Here is a 22,842-nt window from a genome sequence, read left to right as displayed (position 1 = left end):
TCCCGGCTACGCCGGGTAACCCCCGGGCCTTCGGCCCGGGGGCTCGGGCCTTCGGCCCTTCGCGGGTGTGTACGGTGAACTCCCGGGCTTCGCCCGGGAGTTGGCGGGGCCTTCGGCCCTCGCCGGGGTGGGTGGGGGTGGGGGCTGTGGGCGGGTGGGGCGCTCCGCGCCCTGGGGTGTGGGTGAGGCAACTCCTGTGCTGTGCTTCGGAGTTGGGGTGGTTGATGGGGAGTGGGTTCGGGGGCTGCGCCCCCGAGTTGGGATCCGGCGGGGCGCTCCGCGCCCTGTGACTGTGGGGGTGAACTCCTCCGCTGCGCTGCGGAGTTGCTGGCAGCGGCGGGGGGTTTGCTGTTGTAGTGGGGGTGGGCACTTCGCGCCTTGGTTACTTAGTGTAGCGGGTATTGTTGGTGATCTTGGAGCGCTTCGCGCTCTCGCAGCGGGCCGGCCGGGTCCCCGGTGGTGGGGGTGATGCTGCTTCAGGATCTCTGCAAGGGCGCTGGGTTGGGGGCGGGGAGCGCGTACAGTGTCGAGCCTTGCAAGTTACAAAGTGGCCGGTGAGGGTGGGGATGGTTCGAGCGGCGAGGTACCCGGTGACGATCTCGGCGGGGTACGGGGCGAAGGCCCGGCTGAAGGAGCTGCTGGAGGCCGGGAAGGCCCGGAGTGCGGTGCTGTCCTCGGCGCCCGAGTGGTGGAGGTACGGGCTGCCGCGGGGCGCAGCGGCGGGGGTGCGGGCGCGACGGCGGACGGAGCCCCGGCGGCTGCGGGCGGAGGGGCTGTTGCTGGACACCCGGGACGCCCTGATCGAGTACGGGGTACGCGAGGAGCTGCGGGCGCGCGGCTGGGATCACCCGTGGCCGGCCGCGCCGGAGGAGGCGTGGGATCAGGGGCGGTGGCCCGGCTCGCGGGACGGCGGCTTCCCGGAACAGATCTCGGCTCGCCTGGACACCGCCCTGGTGGAGCGCGTCGTAGCGGCGTGCTGGGCGACCTCGTGCGAGGCGATCGAGGCTCTGCGCCGGTGGCGCGACGAGCACCCCGGGATCACCCCGCCCCGCTACCGGCGCGACGACACCGGCCACGAGGAGCTCGTCGGGCCGCTCGCCGAGTATGAGCGCCTCTCCGCCTGCGTCACCACCACCGGGCAGATCTGGCGCGCCAGCCTGCAGCACGGCCTCGCCCGCGCCCAGGACTTCACGCCGGAAGCGCAGGACAGCACCGCCGGCCAGGGCGGGGACACCAGCAGCTGACAGCGCACGGCCGGCGAGGCCCGCGGCGCAGGCCGGCGGGCCGGGCCCCGGGGCAGACGACGGCCGGGCGCAGCACGGGCCGGCCGGGAAGCGGTGCGGCGCCCGGTGCCCGCCCCTGGAGAGCAGCGCCGCAGCAGGCCACCGGCAACAGCTCCGAGACCCCCGGCCTGTTCCCCTCGCGCGGAGACTTGCAAGTTACAAAGCAGCAGGTCAAATGGGGTGTCATGGTTGCGTGGCGGGGTTGCGAGGAGTACGGTCCCGGGGACGGCGGCGCCCCTTTCGGTGCCGCGAAGTCCGGTGAAGGCGGTGGGATGTGACGCAGCAGCAGGACCTCCCGAACAGCGGCGGGTTGGCGGCGCCCGAGCGGGCCGGCGCGGCGGACGGCAGGCCGGCGGTGGTCAACCGCGGGCAGCTCGCGGCCGAGCTCGGCATCGAGCCATGGATGGTCACCCGCGGCCAGGAGCTCGGCATCGTCCCCGAGCGCACCACCACCAAGGGGTGGAGCCGGCAGGCGGCCGACGAACTCGCCGGCCGCGTCGCAGAGCTGCGCGAGGCGATCGCCGACCGGGAAGGGCTCGGCGCGCGCCGGCTCGCCGAGGAAATCCTCACGCCGGCAACCGGTCTCGCCGTCGCGGCCGACGACGTGCCGGAACTGGCCAGGCGCGGCTTCCTGCGGGTGGTCGGGGACTACTCCGGCTATCCCCTGTACTCGGTCCGCGACGCGAGGGCCCTGACGCCGGACGGGCGCCTCGCGCTCGAGGCGGTCATCGCCGAGCGCGGCGAACGCGAGGCGCAGCAGGAGGCGCAGTGGCAGGCGTGGTGCGCGGTGAGCCTGCCGCCGGACGCGGCCGCGCAGCGGCTCGGCTGGAGCCGCCCCGAGCTCGAGCAGACCGCCGCCGAGGGCCTCATCACGGCCGGGCGCGGCGGCCGGTACCCGCTCGAGGGCCTGGAGGCCCTCGCCGCCGACGAGGAGCTGTGCGAGCGGATCACCGGCGACCGGCTGATCCGCTCCGACGAGGCGGCCGGCCTGCTGGAGATCCGCCCCACAGACTGGAAGCTCGTCGTGACGGCCGGCTGGGTAACCCCCGCCACTGTCGACCAGGCCCGCGTGGGGCGGCGCCGGTGGATCGACGTCCCCTACTACCGCACCCGCGACGTCGAAGCGCTGCGCGAGATGCCCGGCATCGACTGGGAGGAAATCCGGGCTGTGCGGCCCGGACAGCCCAGCCCGCTGCGGGAGTACATCGCCCGGGTACCGGACCGCGCCGAGGCCGTGCACCACTTCGCCGCGGCCCTGGCCGACCGCCACCAGGTCCAGGTGTGGGCGCACTTCGACAACTTCACCGGCATCTGGGAGCTGGAATGGACGCGCGACGGGCACGGCGGGCCGGCACCGGAGGCCGTCGCCGACGAGCTGCGCGCCGACCCGCTGGCCTGTCACCACCGCGCCGTGATCCGCCTCGGCGGCACCCGCTGGGGCACACGCGCCCGCTGGGCACTCCCCCTCACCCAGGCCGGCGCCGCGGTCGTGCTCTGCACCAGGACCGCGCCGCCGCCCGCCGACAGCCAGGCCACGAGCGGGGATGGGGGCTGGGGCAGGCGCACCGGGGAGGAGATGCTCGTGGAGATTGCCGTCGCCGACGCCGCCACCGGGGAACTGCTCCTCGACGCCTGCGTACAGCCGACCGCCCACCTCTCCCCCAGCCCGGAGCCGGACACCGGGAGCGGGCCGGCGCGGGAGTGGCAGAAGATCCTGCCCCGCCTGCGCACCGTCACCCGCGGCCGGCTCATCATCCCCGGCGACCCCGCCGGCGACCGCACCCGCATCACCACCGCCACCCAGCACGCCGGCAAACGCCCCATGCACCTCGCCGACCCCGGTGTCTGGGCCCTGGCCGAGGACGAACGGCCGATCACCGGGCACACCACACGGCTGCCCGCCCGCGAGAGCTGCGCATACGTCCACGAGGAACTCCATCGCCTCGCCCGAGGCCATGGCCGCCAGCACCAGCCGCAGACCCCCGGCCCGAACACCGGCCACCGGGCGCAGCACTGACCGGCCAGCCCAGCGCCGCAGCGGCCACGACCCGAACACCAAGCCCGGGGGCAGCAGGACACGGGCCGGCGCTCGGGTTGTGGTCTGCCTCTGGGGTGCGCCCGATGCCGCCGCTACGATGCTGGTGCACCATCGGGCAACCGCGCCGCGCCCGGTCCGCAGCCCCGACGCCCACACCGCCGGGGGGACCGCAGACGTCCCAGACTCGCGCGAGCGACTTCGTCATGGCCTCATCCACCCTTGGACCGGCCGACGCGTGTGGGGCAGCAGACCGGCAAGGACGTGAAACCGTCATGACCAACCCCCGCAACCGGCAGCTCGACCGCGCCGTACGCAAGTACCAGCGCGAGCACCCCGGCACCACCCTGGACCAGGCCCGCAAAGCCGTCGCCGCACGCGCCGGCCGGCAGCGCAGCCTCCCCGCCCGGATCCCCTCCGCTCCCCTGCCCCGCCCCACCGAAACGCTGGCCGGCTACGTCCAGCGCGTCGCCACCGCGGCCGGCGTCCAGCGGCACCAGGCCATGGAACTCCTCGGCCTCGAACCCGGCACCTCCGCCACCCATCGCCTGGACGAACTCGCCGCCCACCTGCCCGACCGCACCATCCAAGCCCTGCGCGCAGCCACCGGCATGACCACCGCCCAGGCCCACGCCCTCACCAGCCCGGGCGCCGCTCGCCCTGCGGAGGAGACCGCACGGCGCATCCTCCAGGAGAACCTGAACGGCAAGAGCTTCCGCCGCGGAGGCGAAGGCAAGACCTCAATCTCCCCTGGTCTGGCTGCGGCTCTGGCGCTCGGCTTCGCCGAGCAGGCACACATGACCGACAGGAACGCGCCCGCGCTGGCCCGCCTTCTGGCCCAGGAAACACAGCGGCCCCTCGTGATCGACACGGACCGGCCCCGCGACCTCGCCTGGCCCGGCCCGGCGCTCCACCAGCCCGATCTCCTCGACCTTCCCTGGCCGGCCGACGGCAAGACGCCGCCCGCGGACCCCGATCTCGTCGACGAGATCCTCAAGCAACTCGGCATCACCCCCAGCCCGCGCGACCGGCCGACCCCGTAACCGAGCCGAACCAGGCCCGGCCTCCGCACACGGCAGCCCTTCCCCCAGGAGGCAGCCTCCGGCCGCACCAGGCGGAATGTGCGCACTTCTGTAAGCTGGTGTGCATGACGGAGACCACCTACTCGATCGTCGAGGCCCGCGCCCGGCTCGGTGCCATCGCCCGCGAGGTCAGCGCCACCCGCGAGCCGGTCGCCATCACCGACCACGGACACACCATCGCGATACTGGTCAGCCCCGCCGACGCTCTGGAGCTCCAGGAGATGCGGGCCCTGGCTGCCTACCGCGCCCGGCAGAGCCGCGGCGAATCCGCCGGCGTCCCGCAGGACGAAGCACTCCGCCGCATCTTCGGCGGAGCCGAGGCGTGACCTACGAGATCATCTGGGAACCCGAGGCCCTCACCCAGGCGGAGAAGTTCGCCAAGGACGATCCGCAGGGCGTGCGACAGGTCTTCACCGCAGTCGACCATCTCGCCGACGATCCACGGCCTGAGGGAGCCTTCGGCAGCGCCGACCTGCTGCGCATCCACGTCGGGGTCTACCGCGTCATGTACGAGATCAGCGACCAACAAATCCGTATCAGCGTCATCCACCTCGGACGCCTGCACTGAAGACGACGAGAGGGGGGGCGGCCTCATGCAAAGGTGGTCGCCCCCCTTCCGTGTACAGCCCGCACGTCGCACGGGCCACCTCACTCCTCGCCTACTGCTTCTCTCCCCCGCCCCCCCAAGCTGGCTTCCGGCGGCATCACTCTCGGGCGGCGAAGCCGGACCCTGGCCCGAGCCCTGGGCCGGGGTAGCAGCAGGACGCGGGCCCGGGACGGACGAGACGCAGCGCAGCAGGCGGGGCGGGGCGGCCGGGCCCCCGGCGGCAGGCAGGCCACGGGCGCGGCACGGGCCCGGGAGCACGGCCAGCTGCCCACGGCGGTGGTCGGCACGGGGCCGGCGCGAGCAGGACGCGGCATCAGGGCCTCCGCCCGAACAGGGCGCTGGCGTCGCCGGCGAAGGCCTTGGCCAGGCCCCGCGGGAAAGGGCTGTTCACCCCGTCATCCGGCTCGAACGCGGTGAGGACCGTCCGCCGGTGCCCGAGAGCAGCCGGCGTACCCGCCGCAGGCCGTCCGCGAACTCCTCGCCGGTCACGCCCAGATAGGACAACTCCCCCAGGTACCAGGCCAGCGCGGCCGTGCCGCCGGCCTCGAACCGCCAATGCAGCTACGCCGCCTGGGTCTGCATCCGCCGCCGCGGCACACGCAGCGCCGCCTCCACCGACCCCAGCCAGCTGTTGTAGCTCCTGCACAACACACCGCGCACCCAGCCCGTCCGCCCATCATGGCCGACGGCCGCCGACGGCCTGCGCCCGCACAACTCACAGCCGGGATACTGCCGGAGCAGCCCGGCCCGCCCGGCGTTCGACATCCGCGCGTACACCAGCCCGGGACTGCGCCGCGCCTGCCACTGCCCGGCAGGCACCACCGGGACCGGGACCGCCCGGGCAGCGTGCAGCGGCGGCAACAGACCCGGCCCCTCCGCCACGGCCGCCAAGCGCCCCACACCAAAAGCGGGAACAGGCACACCGGGCGGGCGCTGGACAGGCCCAGCGCTCACGGGCTCGCCAGCAGGCGGACCGACATGTCCCCAAACCTTCAGTCCGAAGGGGGGCGGGGGGTACCGATGGACTGCGGTCCGGAGGGACACCGTGGTGACAGGTGGGACCGGCTGTATCGCTGGGCCCGCTGGTTCGGCCCGCTCTACTCGGTCGTGAAGGCCGTACGGGAGCTGGTCTGACCAGGACCTGAAAGCCGAAGGGCCCCGACCTAGACGGTCGGAGCCCTACACGGTGCTGGTAGAGGGCCTCATCCCTGAAAGCATTGGCCCGCCCAGGGGATGGGGTCCTCGCCATTATACACAGGCGAAAAGAAGACAGCGGTGGCCCTCGCGGCGGGGCACCACGAGAGCCGGAGAGACCTGGCACGAGCCGGTGTTGCGCATCCCCCGCAACACCGGCCGGGCAGGTCTCCGCGGTGGGGAGCAGCGTACGGCGGGGACACCGGCCTGCCCGCGGGGCGCGACGGGACGTCGGGCGTCGCCGGGCGGCTCATCCGGCCGGCGCTTCCACCGCCGAGTCTTCAGCCCCGTCCGCAGCGTTGCCCTCGATGGCCGGCGCGAGGTACTCGGCAACCACCTCCTCCAGGACCGCGAAGGCCTTCTGCGCCCGCTCGCTGCGCGCGCTGCCGAAAGACTCCCGCGGAGCAGTCAGCAGCGCGTGCCAGTGCCGGCCGGACAGCCGCTTCTGCCCGGCCGCCCGCAACGCGAACCGCACCCCCCGGTTCCCCTTCTCCCTCAGCACCGCCTGCTCCGGCGTCACCAGCCGGTACGCGGCATTCGACAGGTTCTGCCGCAGATGCAGCGGCACCTGCTTCCACACCTCGTCATCCGGGCCCGGGAGCAGCAGCCCCCTAGCGGGCCCGGCCTCCGCCCGCACCGGCCCGGCATCCTCACCGGCCCGATCCCGGCGCCGCCGGCCCCCGGAGGAGGCCTGCGCGGACAGCTCCCCGGCGGCGGGAGCGTTCTCGTCCCCCGCCAGCTCCCGGGCCACGGCCGGCTCCTCCGGCCCGGACTCGGACTCGGCTTCCGCCTGGTCCTCGGCGGCGCACCCGCTTCCGCGCACGTGGGCCGCCAGCCCAGCTGCCGGGCCCGCGTAGGCGCAGCCGGCGCACCGCGCCCAGCCCGCCTGCTCCACCGCCTGCGCCACCACCGACCGGCCCGGCCCGAACCCCGCGTCGACCAGCCGCTGCGGCAGGCTCACCCCCTCCACCGCCCGCAACGCCGCACCCGCCGTGATGTCATGCCCCCGCACGAACCACCGCCCGATCTCCGCCTCACCCCCGCACCCGCAGAAACACTCCCCCGTCGGCAACAGCCTCTTCCTCAACTCCGTCATGCCCCGGACCGTAACGGCCCCGGCGGGCACGGCACAGCGAACCCGCACCCCCGACCACAACCAGCCACACCCCGACCACAAGCGACCACCAGACGACCGCACACGACCAACACGCACCACAAACACGCCCACACGACCAGCAGATGCGACGAGCAGGCACAGCATGTCCGCACTCCCCGCCAACATGACCAGCCACCACAACACGCCCCTGCCACCAGCCATCACCACACGACATGCGAGCACGGCATAACAGCGCGCTGATACAGCGCGCTCACACAGCCCGACCAGGCAACACGACACCACAACACGCCACAGGCCACGAGGTGACAACACACCAACATCCCACGCCAGCACTGCACGCCCGAACCCCAGCCCACCCCACACACCACACGAACACGCCAGCAGACCACACCGACCACCACGCCCTGCGGGACAACGGGACGGGGTGCGGGGAGCAGCAGCACCGGGCGCACAGGACGCGGGCACGCGACGACGAGCACACAGACACGGGACGACGGACGAGGAGCCGGCGGCGGCAGAGCGACGGCGGCCGGACCGCCGACGGGCCCGGCAGACCCGGCAGCGGACACCCGGCAGGCCCGGCACGCTCGAGCCCGAGGACGCACCGGCCCGTACGGACGCACCGGCGACGCCAGAGGACCGCGGGCCCGCGATCGCGCCTCACAAACCCCCCGGATGCAGGCCCCGCGGCCGTGGCGAACGATGGAGACATGGAGCGAGTGGTCGTCCACCCGCCGGACAGGCGCGGCTGGCGCCGGGTGACGTACGGCGGCCGCGACCTGGGCACGGCCTACCAGCCGGCCGACATCCCGGTCTTCCTGGAACGGGCCGGATACGAGAACGCCGCCGACGCGGACCTCACCGACGACTCTCTCTTCGACTGGCGCGGCCACGGCCCGGAGGACTGGGAACCGTCACCACCCTGACACCAGCCGGAACACCCACCCGGCAACACGCGGGGCGGTGTGCACAGGCGTGCCATGACGACAAGCACGTCCGGCCCGGCACACCCGAACGGACAACGAGCCCTGACCCACGATCCCCACGTCACACCGCCCGCGGCCGGTCGCCTGGCCGACGACGGCACCCACGGTCTGCCCCGCCCCTGAAAGGCACGGGCCCGGCGCGGGCGGCCACCAGGAACGGACGCCGGGGCCGCTAAAGGACGACGCGGGAACAGCGGCCAGGAGCAATGCCAACGGCGGTGCCGCTTCAGCGGCACCGCCGTTGTATCGGGGCGCCCGACGGCGCTTTGCCCCGCTGGCCTGGGGTCTTTGCCCCGCTGGCCGGAGGTATGGGTTCGGCTCTGCGGCCGAGGCCGCAGGCCTGGCACCGCGTGCCCGAATCTGCGACGCCGCTTCAAAGCTAGCAGCAACCGAAATGACGGGCCAGCCCGTCGACTTGTGTCACCGGCGTGCCTGAGGACGAGAACACCGGCCACCCAACCGGCGGACAGCAGGAGACCGCGCGGTGCCGGCCGCGGCACGGCGCACTCAAGCCAGGCAACCGGTCGGGACGGACGAGACGCGGCGCAGCCGGAGGACGGCCACGACGGACGCACCGCCCCGGCCCAGCAGGTGGGCAGAGCAGGAGCGCTGGCGCGGCCGACTACCGGTCAAGGAGCGGCCGGCGGGCGGAGTCAGGGAGCGGCGGGCTGGCAGGGGGCGGTCCACTCCGTGATGGCGAGCTGAGTCCAGCCGTGGTCGGTCCTGGCGTCGTCGCGGGCGGCGGCCTCGACCACGAAGCCGCATTCCTCCAGGACCCGCACAGCCCCCTCCCGGGGCAGAACCGGTACCTCGCCACTGATGGCGACCAGGTAGCGGCCCGGGTCGTCAGGGCAGGCCGTGGTGAGGTTCCCGGCCGGGCCCAGGTCGATGTTCGGCCCCGCGGCCATGCCCAGGTCCGGGCCGATGACCGACATCGTCCACCGCCCGCGGAACACACCGACCTCGGCGCGGTACAGGGCGGGTAGGCCACTGTGGGCGGGGTGAGCCTCGGACACTGGACAACTCCTCTTCAACAGCGGGCGCCACCACGCCAATCGGGGGCGGGGCCACCGTACCGCGGGGGTCCGACACCGCCCTTGGGACACTGCGCCGCCAGGCGGCGGCCGGAACAAGCGTTCGTGCAACGCTTGGGTGCAACAACGCCCCGCGTTGCACCCAAGCGTTGCAGTGGCCCGGGCAAAGCCCCTTACGGTCTCCCGCAGCATGGGGCCGAGGACCAGCGCGAACGAAGGCCGGCACTAACCCGGGACAGCGAAGTTGGGTCGTTTGTCACCGAAGTCAGGAAGCACGGTGGTTCGTGACAGCGAACATGGTCCGCAGCTCGTAATGCACCAGCGGCGATCAGGCCACCGCGGACTGGCCCGTGACGGGGTCGAGTACCCGAACGTCATAGCCCTCACCTTCGGCGCTGGCGCGGACTACCTCCGCGATGCCCCGATCCATGCGCCCGTTCTCGTCCACCAGGCCCTCCTGGAAGGCCCTGGTCCGGGAGGTGTGCGGCAGGATGAACGCGTCGTCACGGGAGAGAGCAACCAGGTCGGCAAAGGCCAGCATGCCGTTCAAGCCGCCTTCACGCAGACGTCGCAGCGCGAAAGAGACGACCTGCAGTACCGGCTCGGCGGTCACCCCGCCGGTGTGCAGGCGGACTGTGCCTTCCAGGGAGTCATCATTCATGCTGGCGAGCGTAGCGGCGCAACACGGAACGTGTCGCACACCCGCGTTGCAAGGGCCCGGCCACGCCCGTCGCCGCCCTCCCGCACCAAGCGCACCCACCCCGGCCCAGCCGGGACGGCGACGGTGGCCGCGGGGAACAACCGCCCCGGCCCAGCAGGTGGGCAGAGCAGGAACGCGGGGCGCGGCCGACGGAGGGAGCGGCACACCGGCCCGGACGGCGGGCGGCGACAAGGACCAGGGCAGCCTGACGGGCAGTCGCTACGGTGCGACCGCTTCGAGCCCGCACTCCGCCAGGACACGGACCGCCTGAGTGCGCGTCAGCCCGTAGTACGCGGCCCACTCGTCCGCGTCCACCACCGAGCCGTCGCCGAGCCGCGCGCGCAGGGGCAGAGCGCCCGACGGACGCAGGCTGGCGCTGATGGGAAGGACCGGCCGCATCCACAGCTCGGTGCGCCAACGCTCGTCCGGTCGCGGGCCGATGTACGCCTGCGGGTGATGCCCGACGGTCAAGACGGCCCGGAAGCGCCAGTCCGTCTTGTTGCCGATCACGGGCAGGCCATCGCGGTCCAGCTGCGGACCCGGCCCGACGGGAAAGGCGAGCGGGACCCGCGGCTCCCAGGCCAGGTCTTCGATCTGCAGGTCGAGGAGCTGGAATCCGGCCGGGCCGCCGACGCCCAGGCCCCGCAGCACATCGGGGCTGAGGCGGACGGCGTCCTGAGGGGACGCGCCGGTGACCGTCCGGACCGCGAGCGGCCGACGACCGTCCCGCCCCCGGTAACCGATCTCGAAATCAAGGAGGGTGGTCTGTGGCATGAGAATGTCTCCCGGGCTCATGAAGGCGGCGTGCCGCGCGCCTCTGCGAAAAGGGACCGGCCGCCAGGGGCAACAGGCGGCCGGGACGGTCGCGTTGAGATCCTCGGCCCGGGAAAGAGCCGCCACGTAGAGCACTGGACGCGAGTGTAACCCCCGGCACCGACAACCACCCCGACCACCGCCAACCATCCGGCCAGCGACCACGCCCAGGACGGGGGAAAGGCGAACGCCCCGGCACGGCCCACCCGGCACACTCGAACCCGACGACGCCCCGACCCGAACAGACGCACGGCGCAGTTCGGAGCGGACAGACGCGGCGAACAGCACCAACCCGACCAGTCGGGGGCGCGGCTCGAAGGAGGTGGTCCTTGCGCGGCCAGTGCCTCTTGGCACCGTGGTACTGCTCGGCCGGGCCCGGTGCGGATCGGCCTAGGCCCGGAGGGCGAGGGCGAGTTTGCAGACCATGCTGCGGTAGAGGTCGTGGATGTGCTGCCGAATCCCGCCGAAGGGCTGCCCGAGGGCGGCCGGCGAGATGTGGTGTTCGCGGGCTGTGGTGAGTGCGGTGGCCTTCGTAGTGGCGGCGGTTTGCTGGAGGGTCTGGAGCACAGCCAGGGCAGCACGGGGCTCTTCTTCGGCAAGGTGCCGTAGGCCGTCGGCGAGTTGGGAGAGCTGAAGGTTCAGGGCGTCGGGGACGGTGTCCGATATGGCCGCGGCTGCATGGGCCGTCCATGCCGTGCGGGCGCTGTCACCGGCGGCGTCCCACAGGAGTCGCGGGGCCTCCGGATCCGGGTAGGCCCCGCCTTCCGGGTCGTAGGGGACGGGGGTGCCCCGCCACCCGCAGCTGCACGCCGGGACCAGGTGCGCGGGCGCCTCGGGGAGGTCATGAGCCCAAAGGCCACCCGGTTTGCTCCAGCGGTCGGCGAACTCGTTCTCTCGTGCGGTGCTTCCGAAGCGGTAGGTCGGAATGGTGCCGTCGGCGAGTTGGCCGAGCACGCCGCCACGGTGGCGGCGGCTCTCGGCACGGCCGCGTTCGTCGAGGCCAAAGGGGTCGCGGTATTGGTAACTGAACACTGCTCCGAGGCTCCTTGTCGGTGGACCTACACGTGCACGGTGACCCATGGGACGGCGATGAGCGGGCCGCACGCGGCGGCGAGACGCGCGCCATCGACGATCCACTGTCCGCCAGCGTGGGTGAGATCGCGTCCACGGGGGCTGGCGCGGACGCGGTGGCACTGGGTCACGCCCGTTCTGGGGCAGCCGTATCGTCTGTCACATCACACACCAGGGCGTTTCTTAAGCCTTGACATTTGCTGCGCGCTTACCGTAAATTAAACGTAACGGGGCAAGGTTGGTCTACGCCCTTGACGACGCACACCGACCCACCCGCAGACCTCCGGAGCAAGGCACCGACGATGCGCCATGACTACAAGGACTACGCGTTCGGGACGCTGTCGTCCCTGAGCATACTTTCGCTCGGCAAGCTGTTCTTCGACCATCTCTCCCTCCCCACAGCAACCTGGCCCGTTACGTTCATCGAAGTGGCCCTGTGCGCATGGTTTTTGGGGTGGCGGAGCCGCCGCCGTGCGCTCCGGGCCGCCACCCACCCGACATGCGCCCGCACCGCCGACGTCCGTTGGCTCGTTGAGGTCTACGACGCCGGCGAGTGGGGGCCCGCAACGCTGCCCCATACGGACGAAGAGGAAGCACAGCGCTTCCTGACCGCCTCACAGGAACGCCACCCCGACCTTCGGTACCGCCTGGTGCGCCAGCGAACCGAATACCTCGTCATCCACGACACCGTGACCCGTCCCACCACTACGGCCTAACTGTGCCGTCTCATGAGGTTGGTGCCACGGCCGCGATCACTGCGCGGTCGGGGCTGTCTCCTCGTTGGCACTGGCCCGCCACTCATTCCCGGCTGCTCATCGGCTGAGGCGGATACACGGCCCCCACACGAATTCCAGGTCGTCCAGGAGGATGCCCTCCAGCACCTCGTCCCACTGGCCGCGCAGCCCGAACGGGTTGGTCTCCATCCGCTCCAGGATGACCAGGGTCTCGGGCTGTCCGACCAGCGCGTACCGGCCGAACTGGGCGGGCTTGCTGCCCGGCCCCCAGCCGCACAGCATCTCCTCCAGGCGCGCGCGATGCTGCTCCACGAACACCTTCAGGTGCTCGATGTACCCCTCGCGTTCCTCGGGGCGTACCGCGCGCAGAGCGACGTCCAGGAACTCGCCGTCCGGCCAGTGGCGCTCGCCCGGCGCGGCCAGAGCCCATGGGAACTGTTCCGCAGCCGCCAGGACTTCCCCTTCATCCAGTTCCGCTTGCTCGGTGCTCATGCTGCCCCTCCCATGTCATTGCAGGTTCGGTTGGTGAACCGCTCCGGATCTCGTACAGATGTTGGCACCCGAGTCTCGGTAGCCGTGGCACCAACCTCATGAGACGGCACACCTAACCATCCCGGTACAGACCGCCGGAACCGCACCGACGGCAGCCGGTCCCAACGACCGGGACCAGGGCGCCGTCAAGAAGGCGGACGGCCGTACGGTCCGGGCGGGGGCAGGGTGTTGCGACGGCCGCAACACCCCGGCTCTCGGCCATCGACGCCGCCACCAAGGCTGCCCCCGCCGGGGTCGTGGGGCCCCCGGGCAGGACGGGTCGGCCAGGACACCACAAGTCGCAGACAGAGCCGACACCCTCGGCCGCGGGACAACGCCGCCCGGAGCACCCACTACGGATCCGGCCCCCGGGGCTGCCCGCATCGAACCCAGCGGACTGGCCGAGCCGGGCCGGAACAGACGGCAGACGGACGGCGGCGACCGGCCGCACGACCCCGAGGCGGCGGTAGAGCGGCAGACCCCAGCACCCGCCGACGGCGACCGGCGAGGGGCCGGTCAGGCCGCGGGCAGCTCCAGCTGCTCGATCCCCCGGCACTCGGTGCGCGGACCGGGCCGTCACCCGCGGTCTGTCCCGCCCCTGAACCGCCCTGGCCCGGCCGCCGCCCGGCGGCCGGGCCCCACTCCCCGAGGAGCGCCCCCCCCCGTGATCGCCCTGCTGTTCACCCGCTGGTCCGTGGGCCTGGACTCCTGGGCCGACGCTCACGGCTGCGATGCCGGCCGCGGCCCCGTCGAGCTGACCTCCTACCTGTCGTCCATCGTCAACGACCTTCCCGGCGTGGAGGAGACCGGCGCCTGGTGGCACAGCCTGCCCACCGCCCCGGCCCGCGTCACCGGCGGCCGGATCACCGCCCGCATGCACTGGCGCCTCGACATCCCCACCGAACCCTGGCGGGACTGGCGCGCCGAGTGGGACCGCGGCATCCCCGTCCAGCCCGGAGTCCGCCGCGACGCCCTGCGCTTCTACGCCGCCATGCTCTACGGCTCCGGCTCCATCACCCCCACCGACGCCGTCATGACCGTCACCCGCGCCCGCGAAGGCCGCACCGCCCCATGGCGCACCATCCCCGCCCCCGTCACCGTCCACCGGCCCGAGACCCGCCGGCGAAGCGCCCGCGCGTAGAGGCGGCAGCCGAGCTGCACAACACCCGCCGTCCGGCCGAACAACAGCAGCACACACTGCACACCGCGACCGAGGTCCTGCGCCGCGCCCTGGCCGGGTTGAAGGGCGCCCAGGCCGAGCGCCGCGCCGTCTTGCTGCCGGTCCCAGCCGCCTGGAGCCGCTACGTCGCCGGGAACGGCACCGCCCGCGGCAGGAACGCACCAGGACCGCCAGGACCGGCCGCGCCGGGCAGGACAGCGACGGCACGGTGCAGTGCAACAAGCAGCACATGACCCGCCGCCGGCCGGGCGACAATGCCGAAGGGCAAGCCACGAGCACGGCTACCGTCCTGGCATGGCTTCCACCGCAGCGATTGCCCACCCCGCCACGGCATCCGTACCCGTACAAGCAGCCGGCAGCCAGGGGCTCCAAGAGTTCCGCACCGCCCTGGCCGTCCAATATCGAGACGAGCTAGAGGTCCTCGGGGAATGCGTCGAGGCCCTGAGCGACCTGGACGCCACGACCCGGGCCCGCGTGCTGCGCTACCTCAACGACCGCTTCAGCAACAACCGCTGAACAGCGAGCCCGAGCCGGACCGCATCTGCTATTTGGCGGTCCAGTGGCCCAGGTTGTTCTCGCCGGCGTCCGCCGCCTCCCGCAGGGCATGCGGGGAACACAGGATCCCGTGCGGCAGGTAGCCGGACCGGACGGCTTGCCGTCGAACTTCGGGTCCTCGGAGTGCACGACGGAGGAGTCCGGCACGAGGGCAAGGGCATAGGTCTCGCTGTCGTCGCTGATCGCTGCTCCGCACAGGTCACAGAGCTCCGGCCCGAACTCCTCCTCACCAGGCTCGGTGCCCTCGTCGCTCTCCACCCGCTCTCTACCCCTGAACCGCCGGCGAGGGCGCCTGCCCCCGTAGATGCCGGAGGCCGACAGCATTCATCTGTCGCTTGAAGTCGGCGATGGCCCGCTCTGGCATGCCGTTCGCCAGCCGACCGCTCAGCATAGCCACAGCCTCTCCGAGCGGTTCCCCGGAGAACACCTCCTCAGCCTGCTGCATGACTGCCATCGCCAACTCCAGCAGCACGCCGTCGACCACCGCAGCCGACGCGCTCAAAGGCGGCCTGACGGGCTGCCTCCGGATCATCTCCGCGAGCCGGTCGCGGTCATCACGCTCAAGAACCATGCGTCTGATCATCGGCTTCACAGGTCGGCGTCCTCGCTGCAACGGGCCAGCGACCCGTCAATGTCCTCCGGACGGCAGATGCCCGTGCATTCGAGGCTGGTCTATCGGGGCCACTCACTCCTTCAGCCCGATCGCACGGAGTTGGAGACGTAAGAGGTGCAGGGTGAGCAGCGCTTGAGCGAGGTACCCCTCGGCTGAGTCCAGGGCGCGAGAGGCATGGTCGCGGCGGCCGGTGACAAGGTGCTCCTGAGCCTCGACGAGGGCCGCAGCAGCCATGGCGCTCGCCGAGGCGCCGGCGATGCCGGGCGGCTCGGGCACGTCCTCGTCATCACCGTCGGGTTCGACGTCGGCGAGGAGTAGGGGGACGTCGAACGCCGTACGGTGCAGCCGATCGACCAGGACGGCGCGGTGCACGGCGCGATCTGCGCTCGTGTGCCGCCACCCCTGTTGGAGGCCGTGCAGGGCAGCGGGCGGCTCCGCCTGCGGGTCGACCAGAGTGGTGCTCTCGGTCTCGACGAGGCCCAGGAGGGCTCCGAGGAGCTCCGGGACGTCCTGCTGGATGAGGCCGTCCGGGCGTAGTTCGGGGTCGACGACGTGCTCTTGGCCCAGAGTGGCCAGCGCCCTGAGTATCTGGTCGATCGAGATCGGGGTGCGGTTCTGCAGGCCCATGGAGACTCCTCCTCCGGTGGCCGGTCAGCCTTCGTCTTCGAGCTGTTTGAGAAGGGCACGCCTGGTGTCCAGGGCCCCAGCCTTCGCAGCGATCTCGGCTGCCCAGGCCGCCAGTTCCACCGCCAGCTCGGTGACCGGCTTGCCTGTGCGGAGGTTGCTCGCGCGGTACTGGGCATGAACGTTGTAACCGCGGCCAGCGCCGGAGGCGAGCTCCATGTATGAATCCGCAATCCCCATCATCGCGCCGTCGATGTTGCTCTCCGCCCCAGCAAGCTCCTGGCGCAATTGGGCAACCATGTCTTCGGCTTCGCTATCGACACCGCTCATGCCTTCATGCTTCCAGTCAGCGCTCCGGCCGGGGCGAGATTCCACTCAATACTCCGCACCCCGGCTGATGCCTTGGCCATAGGTTGCGGCCGGTCTGTCTGGAGGAGGAGGCTGGACCGCTGGGCTGGAGGGACGGGGATGGGGCGAGCCTCACCGTGTGACTGAGCACTCTGGTCGGCCAGTTGAGCATTGGGCGTGAAGCGCTCAGTCGCACTCACCACCCTACGAAGGGCAGCGTCCACGGGCCGAAGGCGGCAAATTGAGCAGGGCGTGGAACGAGGCGGAGAGATCGGGGTATGCGACATGGACGATGAATACGGGCCCGTAGTCGCCGCCTACACGCGGGCGGAGGCCTTCGAGGACGGCACCTTCGTGGAGATCTCGCCCGTGACGGCGTCGGCTGTTGGCATCGAGATGCCGCTGGCCATCACCGCAGGCGCGCGGCGGGAGTTCGTGGTGGGCGACGACGGGGACGAGGGCGAGCGGCTACAGGTGGTGCTGTCCGCGGTAGCAAGGGCCGTCGAGCAGGCGCCCACGAACGAGGTGTGCTTCGTGGTGCCTGCCAGCGAGCTGCCCTCCGGCCAGGCGCTCGCCGGAGCCGACCGTCTCATCGCTTGTATCGAGCCCGACAGTACGGGCGGGCCCGTCATGACCGTGATGCTCCCCCACGAGATGTGAACGAGAGCGTCCGCCCAGTCTCTGCCGAGCTATGGGCCAGGACGTCGGCGGCTCAACCGGCCAGCTCAAACGCGCAGCGCCCATCACAGCCGTGACGGCTACGTCAGGTCGAAGTCGTGCGGGTCGAAGTCGAAATCTTGCGCGCTCCAGCCGCCGAACGGGCTGCCGCTGTTGAAGTAGTCGGCGACCGCTTTCGCGACGGCCTGGCGGACTTCGTCCTCGTTCTCGGCGCGGGCCAGCTCGGCTGCCTGCTCTCCGGAAAGGGTGAGGTAGATGTCGCGGGTCCGGACAGCGTCTGAACCCCGGATGTTGAAGCTGGTGGTGCGCCCGACTCGAGCCCTCACACCGGAGACGGCTCCGCGCTGTTCCAGCTCACGAGCGCGCCGCTCCCGGCCCCGGGGCGTGGTCTGCACCTCGGCGGCCTCCCGCTGCAGGCGCTCGGCGTGCTTGACCGGGTGACGGGATCCGTCAAGCCACCGGTAGACGGTCCGCGGGGCGACGCCGTAAGAGGCGGCCATGGCCTTGATGTTGCCCCCGTACTTGCGGTCGCGGACATGCTCGGCCTGCGTGGTGTTGCGGGAGGGCGTTTGGCGGGAGGGGAACAGGAACTGCTTGACCCGCTGGTTCATGCCCGGCTCGGGACGCTCCTGGTCAGCGGACATCAGCGGGTGCCCTCCTCATCCTGGGTGCCGTCGTCCTGCCGGGCGCGGTGGGTGTCGCCGGGCAGCGGCGTGCCGTCGGTGGCGTAGTCGTGGGTGAGCCGGGTGGGGTGTTCGCTGTTGTTCATCAGGTCGGCCACGGCGCTCATGGGGACGCTGGCCTCGTGCTTGTAGGAGCCAGGGGCGATGCCCAGGCGCAGCGCGCCGGGTACGGGTTTGCCGTTCTGGTGGGGCGGCAGGAGTTCCAGGGGCGAAGGGCTCGCGGCGGCGTACAGGGCCTGGTCGACGTTGATGGCGAAGGGTGCCTTGCCGGTGATGCGGTAGGTCTTGCGCATGCGGCGGTGGCCAGCGATGCGGGCCGCGGCGATGACATGGAAGCGCAGTTCGGGGCGGTAGCTCCAGGAGGCGACGATCTTCTCCAGCCATGCTTCGTCGTCGGGGTGGGAGGTGCGGCCGGAGTCCGCCCACTTGCCGATGCCGCCCTTGTAGATGTTCTTGTAGAGGGTGGCGAGGACGAGGGCGTCGTGGCGTACGGTGTCGTCGCGGTCGACCTGCTTGTGGACGGCGTAGGCGTCGAGGAATTCCTGCGGGTCGAGCCCGTCGGTGAGTCCGAGGTCGCTGTAGGCGCGCTTGTATCCCTGGCGCAGGCGGCCGGTCCATTCCTTGAGCACGGGCACGGTGTGCGTGGACAGGTAGGCGTCGGTGATGGTCGAGGGGTCGAAGGCGTACTCGGTGACCATGTAGGCGACGGTGGGGGTGGCGTACCAGCCGGGTCCTTGCGGGGGCCTGCCGTGGAAGGTGGCCGGGTGGGGCAGCAGTTCCTCGGTCTCGACGGTCGTGAAGTCGCAGTGCCACAGGCCCGCGGTCTTGGCGTCCCACTGCGGGTTCGTGACGTAGGTGAGTTCCCCGGCCGGCAGGCGCAGGGACTCGGTCACGGAGAGGTAGGAGGCGCAGACGTCGACGGCGACGGCGTACGGCAGGGCTGCTTCGTCATCGGTGGGGTGGCGTGCCCACCATTTGTAGTCCTCTTCCTCGCACAGGGCTTCGTTCTTGGCGAGCAGGTCGAGGGTCTTGGGGTGGCGGGCGCCGGCTGCGGGGGGGACGGTGGTGTCGCCTGCGGGCAGCGCGCCGTCGCGCAGCTGTGCCTTCCATTCGCCGGTGCCGGGGTCTTCGATCCACTCGGTGCGGGGGCGGACGGCGTCGAAGAGGAGCATGCCGGTGGTCGCCGGGGTGACGCCGGGGGTGATGCCGAGGTCGGTGACGAAGGTCCGGATGCGGCGGGCGAGGGTGGTGGCGTCGAGCTGCCCGTCGGGGTTGGTGGCGAGCTGGACGGTCATGGCGGCGGTGGCCTGCTGTTTGTCAGAGCCCTGGCCCAGCCAGGGGGTGACGACGATCCGTACGGAGGTCTTGGGGCCGCCGGGGGACCCCTTGCGGCGGAAGGCGTAGAAGGTCGGGCCGAGTTCGTCGGAGATCTCCATGCCGGCGCCGGCCGCGGCCTTGGCAATCTTGTCGCGGAGCTTGGCGAGGGTCTTGTCGGTGGTGGGCAGCGCGGCGGGCAGGCCGAGGGCTTTGACGGCGGCCTCGGTCAGGCAGATCATGCCGTCGCCGGCCCGGCCGGCGGCGTGCGCACGATCGACGCGCAGGGGCAGTCCGGTTCCGAGCCAGGCCATCCAGTCGGTCAGGCGCGGGCCGGCGGGGGGCGGCATCTGGTCGACGTCGAGTGTCCAGCCGTCCGCGGTGGCGTCGAGCGCGATGGCAGGCCACCGGCGGGGGGCCTGGGCAGAGGCGGATGTCGAAGCCGGGCGGGACGGAGTGCGGCGCGGCGCCGCTACTGCCGGGCGACCGCGGTACAGCGGTGCCGGGCGAGGCGCGGCTGCGTGGCGTACCGGTGCCGCAGTGCGGTCGGGGGCGTCGGCGGGAACTGCCGTGGGCGGAGCGGGATGTTCGGAGGCCTGCTGCTGTGCGCGGCGTTCCTTCGCCCGTGCGATCGCTTCGGCACGTGACTGCGGTGTGCACTGTTTCGGGCAGCGCTTGTACTGCGAGCGCATGTGGTCGCCGACCTGGAACCAGTGGATGACGTATCCGGGCCGGTCGCTGCCCGAGCAGGCCGCGCAGCCGCCGAGGGGTACGTCCGCCATGCGCGTGTCCTTCCGTGAGTCTGTGGGGATCAACCGGGTGTGTCCGACGGCTTGTTCTGTGGCGTGGCCTTAGGCGGGTACGCCGAAGAGCTGGTGGTACGGGTCGAGGCGGCGTGCGCGTTCTGCGGCCTCGTGCCGGGCGGCCTGGTCGGTGTCCTGGAGGGTTCGTCGTTCGTTCTGTGCGCAGGCGCGGACCGCTGCGGGGCTGATGAGGCCCATCTCAGCGCCGGTGCCGGGGATGTTCAGCGCGATGTCGTGGAGGAGTCGTTTGATGGCGTCGGTCTGGGCTGCGGCGCGCTCGGCGACGTCCGCGATGCGGGTGGCCATGGTCAGGTAGTCGACGCGTTCGGATGTCGGGGTGACGATGCGCTGTTCCAGCGGCCAGGTGCTGATCGTCAGCAGGGCTCGTGCGCTGGTGAGCCGGTCGGCGGTCAGCGCTGGGCAGATGTAGGCGCCCCTGGCGTTCGGGGTCTTCTTGTAGCTGCGTTCTTCGTCGCGGCGCAGGCTGGCCATGGACTTCGAGAGGTCTGTGCCGAAGATCGCGCGGTGTACGGGGCGGATGGTCTTCGGCGCGGCGGGGGCCCCAATCATCTCCAGCGTCCGAAGGACCTGTTCGCGCATCGACAGCAGCGGCGCCTGTGGCGCCGTCGCGGATGCCGGCTCCGGGGGTGGTGATGCGGGGCCGACCAGGGCGTGCCAGGCGGCTTCGGCTCGACGCAGTTCCTGGTGGGCGGTGCCGACCCGTGTCGCGTCATGGCGGGCGAGGGCGGCGCGCAGGTTCTGGCGCAGCTGCGCCATCTGCTGTTCGAGTGCGTCGAAGGCCTGGTCCACGGGGCCACCCTATCCCACGGAGTCCACGCTTTTCCATGGTTTTCCAACTTTTCAGAAGGGGCCGCTCCAGTGCAGGCGCCGGGGAGCGGAGCCCGGGCGCACCCGGGCTCCCGGCCCGCCCAGCGAGCCCCTGCCTACAGACCCTTGGCGGCTTCTTTGAGCTTGGAGCCCGCGGAGACCTTCACGCTGTAACCAGCAGCGACCTGGATCGGAGCGCCCGTCTGCGGGTTACGGGCGGTACGAGCGGCACGGTGCGTGCGCTCGAAGGTCAGGAAGCCGGGGATGGCGACCTTCTCGTCACCCTTGGCGACGACCTCACCGACCGTCTCGGCGAAGGCGGCCAGAACGGCGTCGACGTCCTTGCGGGCCACCTCGACGCGGTCGGCCAGAGCGGCCACCAGCTCACTGCGGTTCATGCGATGCTCCGTGTTCTTCTGCAGGGGGATGGATCGGCTCGATGCTGCCAGACGGCACTGACATGGCCGTCCACTCGGGCCGGCGCGCGTCGGCGAGGCGGATCCCGGACCTTCCAGCCTGGACAGCACAACACCCCCACTGTACAGACTTAGGAATCGTCGCGCTGCGGCACATCCGGATGTGAGTCCATGTGCGCCGGCGACCCTTCCCGCTTCGACGGGACCCCGAGAAGCCCGTCGCCCCTGCCGTCCCTCGGCTCGGCCCGGATCTGGCCACCGCCTCGGGGGGCTGCTGCGCGAGCACGCGCGACCCGACCAGCCCTCGGGCGACGCGCGCCTTCATCAATCGGCTTTCCCTGCTGGACAGAAGAACTCATGCTGCCCCATGCCGCACGTCCCGACGGGCCCGCGGTCCCCCGTGGCCTCGAAGTGGGACTGAGCCGCACCATCCCCCGCGACATGTGGGCGGTCGACTGCACCCGGTGCACCGGCAACGCGCTGAAGGTCTCTTCTCCGACGCCCAGCTCACGGCAATGGGTTGGGCCGATTCCGGCAAACTGTGTGAATACGTTGACGGCTTCTGGGGTGAAGACGTCCGGCCCGACCGGTGGGACGTCCACCGGCAGGTCGCCAAGGACCGCGTGACCGGGCTCTGGGCCGCGGGCTACCTGACCGTCCGCCAGTCGCGGCCGGGGCGCCGCCACTTCCTGCTGAGCGAGAAGGGCCGCACTGCGTACCGCTTGTGGACGCGGGCGAAGCGACAGGGCCTAGTCCGGGCGAGCGCGGCGGACAACAGCTTCGGGCTGACCGCCAAGGACCGGCGCCGCTACCCGGCGATGAGTGAGGGCCGTTGGTTCAAGGGGGAGTTGCAGCCCGAGGCAGATGGCCGCCGCGGGGAGCCGGCGTCGGCGGTCGAGCCCACGGCCGTCGGCCCGGGCGCCGACGTTGCCATCCCGGCGAGCGCGTCTGGCGTCTCCGGAGAGGAAGGGGCCCGGCGTGCTGGAAAGCCTCCGTCCGGGGAGGGCTCCACCGGGCGCGGCTACTGGCTTGACCTCGGGTTGCAGGAGAGCCAGGCTGCCCGGCTCGGCTGGTCGTCCGCTCACGCAGATGCGGTGGGGTGGGCTGCGGCTGGCGAGCTGTTCTTCGACAGCGACGGCATGGCGCGGCGTGTCACGGCGCGCAGCCGTGGGCGTGGCCGCCGTATTGCGGCCGGCCGCGTGGAGGTTCTGGTGGCCGCCGGATTTCTTACTCCTGGCGAGGCAGTTGGGGACGGGCGGGGGCCGGTGTCGCTCACCGCCGACGGGCGTCGGGCATTGGCCGTGTGGCGGGCTCACTCTCCGGCGCCGGTCGCCCGGGGCAGGCGCAAGGAGCGGGAGCCTCTGGCGCCGCTGCTCGAGGGGAAGGAGAGCCGGCGTCGTGAGATCGCGCGCCGGGAGGCGTTGCGGGCTTCTCGGCGGCGTTCGAAGGAGTTTGCCGCCGCATGGGAGGTCTATGCCGCGGCCCGCGATCGCAAGGAAGAGCTCGACCGGCAGTGGCGCGCGGAGAACGGCATCTTGAACCCGACCCGCAAGCGCCCCGCTTCTTAAGCCTTGACACCTCGACTCCCGAACTGTACAGTCTTAAGAGATGAG

25 protein-coding genes are annotated in these 22,842 nt (G+C 71.7%); 11 read left to right on the top strand and 14 right to left on the bottom strand.

Annotation, left to right across the window (positions count from 1 at the left end):
* The first annotated feature begins 590 nt into the window (after nucleotides 1–590).
* The 5 genes from AB8735_RS39680 to AB8735_RS39660 all read left to right on the top strand — a co-directional run bounded on the left by AB8735_RS39680 (nucleotide 591) and on the right by AB8735_RS39660 (nucleotide 4,968).
* Nucleotides 591–1,244 carry a hypothetical protein gene (locus AB8735_RS39680; protein ID WP_372412820.1) on the top strand — a complete coding sequence of 218 codons (654 nt, stop codon included), beginning with the start codon at nucleotides 591–593 and terminating at the stop codon, nucleotides 1,242–1,244.
* 313 nt (nucleotides 1,245–1,557) lie between these two features.
* Nucleotides 1,558–3,300: a hypothetical protein gene (locus AB8735_RS39675; protein ID WP_372412497.1), complete on the top strand. Its 1,743-nt coding sequence runs from the start codon at nucleotides 1,558–1,560 to the stop codon at nucleotides 3,298–3,300.
* A 293-nt stretch (nucleotides 3,301–3,593) separates the two neighbouring features.
* The gene (locus AB8735_RS39670; RefSeq protein ID WP_372412499.1) at nucleotides 3,594–4,361 is read left to right on the top strand and encodes a TniQ family protein; all 768 of its coding nucleotides are present in this window, start codon (nucleotides 3,594–3,596) and stop codon (nucleotides 4,359–4,361) included.
* A gap of 104 nt (nucleotides 4,362–4,465) precedes the next feature.
* Nucleotides 4,466–4,726 (top strand): type II toxin-antitoxin system Phd/YefM family antitoxin, encoded by a 261-nt coding sequence (locus AB8735_RS39665; RefSeq protein WP_372412500.1) that lies wholly within the window; start codon nucleotides 4,466–4,468, stop codon nucleotides 4,724–4,726.
* Nucleotides 4,723–4,968 carry a type II toxin-antitoxin system RelE/ParE family toxin gene (locus AB8735_RS39660; protein WP_372412502.1) on the top strand — a complete coding sequence of 82 codons (246 nt, stop codon included), beginning with the start codon at nucleotides 4,723–4,725 and terminating at the stop codon, nucleotides 4,966–4,968. The genes AB8735_RS39665 and AB8735_RS39660 overlap by 4 nt, the downstream gene beginning before the upstream one ends.
* Nucleotides 4,969–5,568: 600 nt before the next feature.
* Here AB8735_RS39660 and AB8735_RS39655 read toward each other — a convergent pair.
* Nucleotides 5,569–5,907, bottom strand: coding sequence for an endonuclease domain-containing protein (locus AB8735_RS39655; protein ID WP_372412503.1), 339 nt, complete (start codon nucleotides 5,905–5,907; stop codon nucleotides 5,569–5,571).
* A gap of 544 nt (nucleotides 5,908–6,451) precedes the next feature.
* On the bottom strand, nucleotides 6,452–7,297 hold the full coding sequence (locus AB8735_RS39650; protein ID WP_372412505.1) for a hypothetical protein: 846 nt from the start codon (nucleotides 7,295–7,297) through the stop codon (nucleotides 6,452–6,454).
* A gap of 731 nt (nucleotides 7,298–8,028) precedes the next feature.
* On the opposite strand from AB8735_RS39650, the gene AB8735_RS39645 reads away from it, so the two are divergent.
* On the top strand, nucleotides 8,029–8,244 hold the full coding sequence (locus AB8735_RS39645) for a hypothetical protein (RefSeq protein WP_372412507.1): 216 nt from the start codon (nucleotides 8,029–8,031) through the stop codon (nucleotides 8,242–8,244).
* A gap of 713 nt (nucleotides 8,245–8,957) precedes the next feature.
* On the opposite strand, the gene AB8735_RS39640 is transcribed toward AB8735_RS39645, so the two are convergent.
* The 4 genes from AB8735_RS39640 to AB8735_RS39625 form a co-directional block, all read right to left on the bottom strand.
* Nucleotides 8,958–9,320 (bottom strand): hypothetical protein, encoded by a 363-nt coding sequence (locus tag AB8735_RS39640; protein WP_372412818.1) that lies wholly within the window; start codon nucleotides 9,318–9,320, stop codon nucleotides 8,958–8,960.
* A 346-nt stretch (nucleotides 9,321–9,666) separates the two neighbouring features.
* A complete protein-coding gene (locus tag AB8735_RS39635; RefSeq protein ID WP_372412817.1) occupies nucleotides 9,667–9,999 on the bottom strand; it encodes a hypothetical protein in 333 nt (110 codons plus the stop codon).
* 258 nt (nucleotides 10,000–10,257) lie between these two features.
* Complete coding sequence (locus AB8735_RS39630; RefSeq protein ID WP_372412816.1) at nucleotides 10,258–10,812, bottom strand: hypothetical protein; 555 nt, start codon at nucleotides 10,810–10,812, stop codon at nucleotides 10,258–10,260.
* A gap of 429 nt (nucleotides 10,813–11,241) precedes the next feature.
* The gene (locus AB8735_RS39625) at nucleotides 11,242–11,883 is read right to left on the bottom strand and encodes a hypothetical protein (protein WP_372412815.1); all 642 of its coding nucleotides are present in this window, start codon (nucleotides 11,881–11,883) and stop codon (nucleotides 11,242–11,244) included.
* A gap of 341 nt (nucleotides 11,884–12,224) precedes the next feature.
* Between AB8735_RS39625 and AB8735_RS39620 the strand changes: the two genes are divergently transcribed.
* A complete protein-coding gene (locus tag AB8735_RS39620; protein WP_372412813.1) occupies nucleotides 12,225–12,638 on the top strand; it encodes a hypothetical protein in 414 nt (137 codons plus the stop codon).
* A gap of 96 nt (nucleotides 12,639–12,734) precedes the next feature.
* On the opposite strand, the gene AB8735_RS39615 is transcribed toward AB8735_RS39620, so the two are convergent.
* Entirely contained in the window at nucleotides 12,735–13,148 is a 414-nt protein-coding gene (locus AB8735_RS39615) for a hypothetical protein (protein WP_372412811.1), read from the bottom strand.
* Nucleotides 13,149–13,851: 703 nt separating this feature from the next.
* On the opposite strand from AB8735_RS39615, the gene AB8735_RS39610 reads away from it, so the two are divergent.
* Both AB8735_RS39610 and AB8735_RS39605 read left to right on the top strand, forming a co-directional pair.
* Entirely contained in the window at nucleotides 13,852–14,328 is a 477-nt protein-coding gene (locus AB8735_RS39610) for a hypothetical protein (RefSeq protein WP_372412810.1), read from the top strand.
* Nucleotides 14,329–14,661: 333 nt separating this feature from the next.
* Complete coding sequence (locus tag AB8735_RS39605; protein ID WP_372412808.1) at nucleotides 14,662–14,883, top strand: hypothetical protein; 222 nt, start codon at nucleotides 14,662–14,664, stop codon at nucleotides 14,881–14,883.
* A 304-nt stretch (nucleotides 14,884–15,187) separates the two neighbouring features.
* Here AB8735_RS39605 and AB8735_RS39600 read toward each other — a convergent pair whose 3' ends face one another.
* The 3 genes from AB8735_RS39600 to AB8735_RS39590 form a co-directional block, all read right to left on the bottom strand.
* Nucleotides 15,188–15,493: a hypothetical protein gene (locus AB8735_RS39600; protein WP_372412807.1), complete on the bottom strand. Its 306-nt coding sequence runs from the start codon at nucleotides 15,491–15,493 to the stop codon at nucleotides 15,188–15,190.
* Nucleotides 15,494–15,607: 114 nt separating this feature from the next.
* Nucleotides 15,608–16,162, bottom strand: a complete 555-nt coding sequence (locus tag AB8735_RS39595; RefSeq protein ID WP_372412805.1) for a hypothetical protein — start codon at nucleotides 16,160–16,162, stop codon at nucleotides 15,608–15,610.
* 24 nt (nucleotides 16,163–16,186) lie between these two features.
* Nucleotides 16,187–16,489 carry a hypothetical protein gene (locus AB8735_RS39590; RefSeq protein ID WP_372412803.1) on the bottom strand — a complete coding sequence of 101 codons (303 nt, stop codon included), beginning with the start codon at nucleotides 16,487–16,489 and terminating at the stop codon, nucleotides 16,187–16,189.
* 303 nt (nucleotides 16,490–16,792) lie between these two features.
* Here AB8735_RS39590 and AB8735_RS39585 point away from each other — a divergent pair, with 303 nt between their 5' ends.
* Nucleotides 16,793–17,167 carry a DUF6573 family protein gene (locus AB8735_RS39585; RefSeq protein ID WP_372412802.1) on the top strand — a complete coding sequence of 125 codons (375 nt, stop codon included), beginning with the start codon at nucleotides 16,793–16,795 and terminating at the stop codon, nucleotides 17,165–17,167.
* Between the two features lie 98 nt (nucleotides 17,168–17,265).
* On the opposite strand, the gene AB8735_RS39580 is transcribed toward AB8735_RS39585, so the two are convergent.
* The 4 genes from AB8735_RS39580 to AB8735_RS39565 all read right to left on the bottom strand — a co-directional run bounded on the left by AB8735_RS39580 (nucleotide 17,266) and on the right by AB8735_RS39565 (nucleotide 21,211).
* Complete coding sequence (locus tag AB8735_RS39580; RefSeq protein WP_372412800.1) at nucleotides 17,266–17,829, bottom strand: hypothetical protein; 564 nt, start codon at nucleotides 17,827–17,829, stop codon at nucleotides 17,266–17,268.
* A complete protein-coding gene (locus tag AB8735_RS39575) occupies nucleotides 17,829–19,964 on the bottom strand; it encodes a hypothetical protein (protein ID WP_372412799.1) in 2,136 nt (711 codons plus the stop codon). The genes AB8735_RS39580 and AB8735_RS39575 overlap by 1 nt, the downstream gene beginning before the upstream one ends.
* A gap of 69 nt (nucleotides 19,965–20,033) precedes the next feature.
* Nucleotides 20,034–20,795, bottom strand: a complete 762-nt coding sequence (locus AB8735_RS39570; protein ID WP_372412797.1) for a hypothetical protein — start codon at nucleotides 20,793–20,795, stop codon at nucleotides 20,034–20,036.
* A gap of 134 nt (nucleotides 20,796–20,929) precedes the next feature.
* A complete protein-coding gene (locus AB8735_RS39565; protein WP_372412795.1) occupies nucleotides 20,930–21,211 on the bottom strand; it encodes an HU family DNA-binding protein in 282 nt (93 codons plus the stop codon).
* A 482-nt stretch (nucleotides 21,212–21,693) separates the two neighbouring features.
* Between AB8735_RS39565 and AB8735_RS39560 the strand changes: the two genes are divergently transcribed.
* Nucleotides 21,694–22,797, top strand: a complete 1,104-nt coding sequence (locus AB8735_RS39560) for a hypothetical protein (protein ID WP_372412794.1) — start codon at nucleotides 21,694–21,696, stop codon at nucleotides 22,795–22,797.
* The last annotated feature ends 45 nt before the right edge of the window (nucleotides 22,798–22,842 follow it).

Source organism: Streptomyces luteireticuli, from assembly GCF_041519305.1.
GTDB classification, from domain to species: Bacteria; Actinomycetota; Actinomycetes; order Streptomycetales; family Streptomycetaceae; genus Streptomyces; species Streptomyces luteireticuli.
The sequence above is the reverse complement of the archived record's forward strand: the minus strand, read 5'-3'. Positions and strand labels throughout refer to the sequence as shown.

What these genes read in the sequence shown, in the direction of transcription:
- AB8735_RS39670 (WP_372412499.1), top strand. Translation starts at nt 3,594, where the DNA reads ATGACCAACCCCCGCAACCGGCAGCTCGACCGCGCCGTACGCAAGTAC.
- AB8735_RS39665 (WP_372412500.1), top strand. Translation starts at nt 4,466, where the DNA reads ATGACGGAGACCACCTACTCGATCGTCGAGGCCCGCGCCCGGCTCGGT.
- AB8735_RS39650 (WP_372412505.1), bottom strand. Translation starts at nt 7,297, where the DNA reads ATGACGGAGTTGAGGAAGAGGCTGTTGCCGACGGGGGAGTGTTTCTGC.
- AB8735_RS39645 (WP_372412507.1), top strand. Translation starts at nt 8,029, where the DNA reads ATGGAGCGAGTGGTCGTCCACCCGCCGGACAGGCGCGGCTGGCGCCGG.
- AB8735_RS39635 (WP_372412817.1), bottom strand. Translation starts at nt 9,999, where the DNA reads ATGAATGATGACTCCCTGGAAGGCACAGTCCGCCTGCACACCGGCGGG.
- AB8735_RS39630 (WP_372412816.1), bottom strand. Translation starts at nt 10,812, where the DNA reads ATGCCACAGACCACCCTCCTTGATTTCGAGATCGGTTACCGGGGGCGG.
- AB8735_RS39620 (WP_372412813.1), top strand. Translation starts at nt 12,225, where the DNA reads ATGCGCCATGACTACAAGGACTACGCGTTCGGGACGCTGTCGTCCCTG.
- AB8735_RS39615 (WP_372412811.1), bottom strand. Translation starts at nt 13,148, where the DNA reads ATGAGCACCGAGCAAGCGGAACTGGATGAAGGGGAAGTCCTGGCGGCT.
- AB8735_RS39605 (WP_372412808.1), top strand. Translation starts at nt 14,662, where the DNA reads ATGGCTTCCACCGCAGCGATTGCCCACCCCGCCACGGCATCCGTACCC.
- AB8735_RS39600 (WP_372412807.1), bottom strand. Translation starts at nt 15,493, where the DNA reads ATGGTTCTTGAGCGTGATGACCGCGACCGGCTCGCGGAGATGATCCGG.
- AB8735_RS39595 (WP_372412805.1), bottom strand. Translation starts at nt 16,162, where the DNA reads ATGGGCCTGCAGAACCGCACCCCGATCTCGATCGACCAGATACTCAGG.
- AB8735_RS39590 (WP_372412803.1), bottom strand. Translation starts at nt 16,489, where the DNA reads ATGAGCGGTGTCGATAGCGAAGCCGAAGACATGGTTGCCCAATTGCGC.
- AB8735_RS39585 (WP_372412802.1), top strand. Translation starts at nt 16,793, where the DNA reads ATGGACGATGAATACGGGCCCGTAGTCGCCGCCTACACGCGGGCGGAG.
- AB8735_RS39580 (WP_372412800.1), bottom strand. Translation starts at nt 17,829, where the DNA reads ATGTCCGCTGACCAGGAGCGTCCCGAGCCGGGCATGAACCAGCGGGTC.
- AB8735_RS39575 (WP_372412799.1), bottom strand. Translation starts at nt 19,964, where the DNA reads ATGGCGGACGTACCCCTCGGCGGCTGCGCGGCCTGCTCGGGCAGCGAC.
- AB8735_RS39565 (WP_372412795.1), bottom strand. Translation starts at nt 21,211, where the DNA reads ATGAACCGCAGTGAGCTGGTGGCCGCTCTGGCCGACCGCGTCGAGGTG.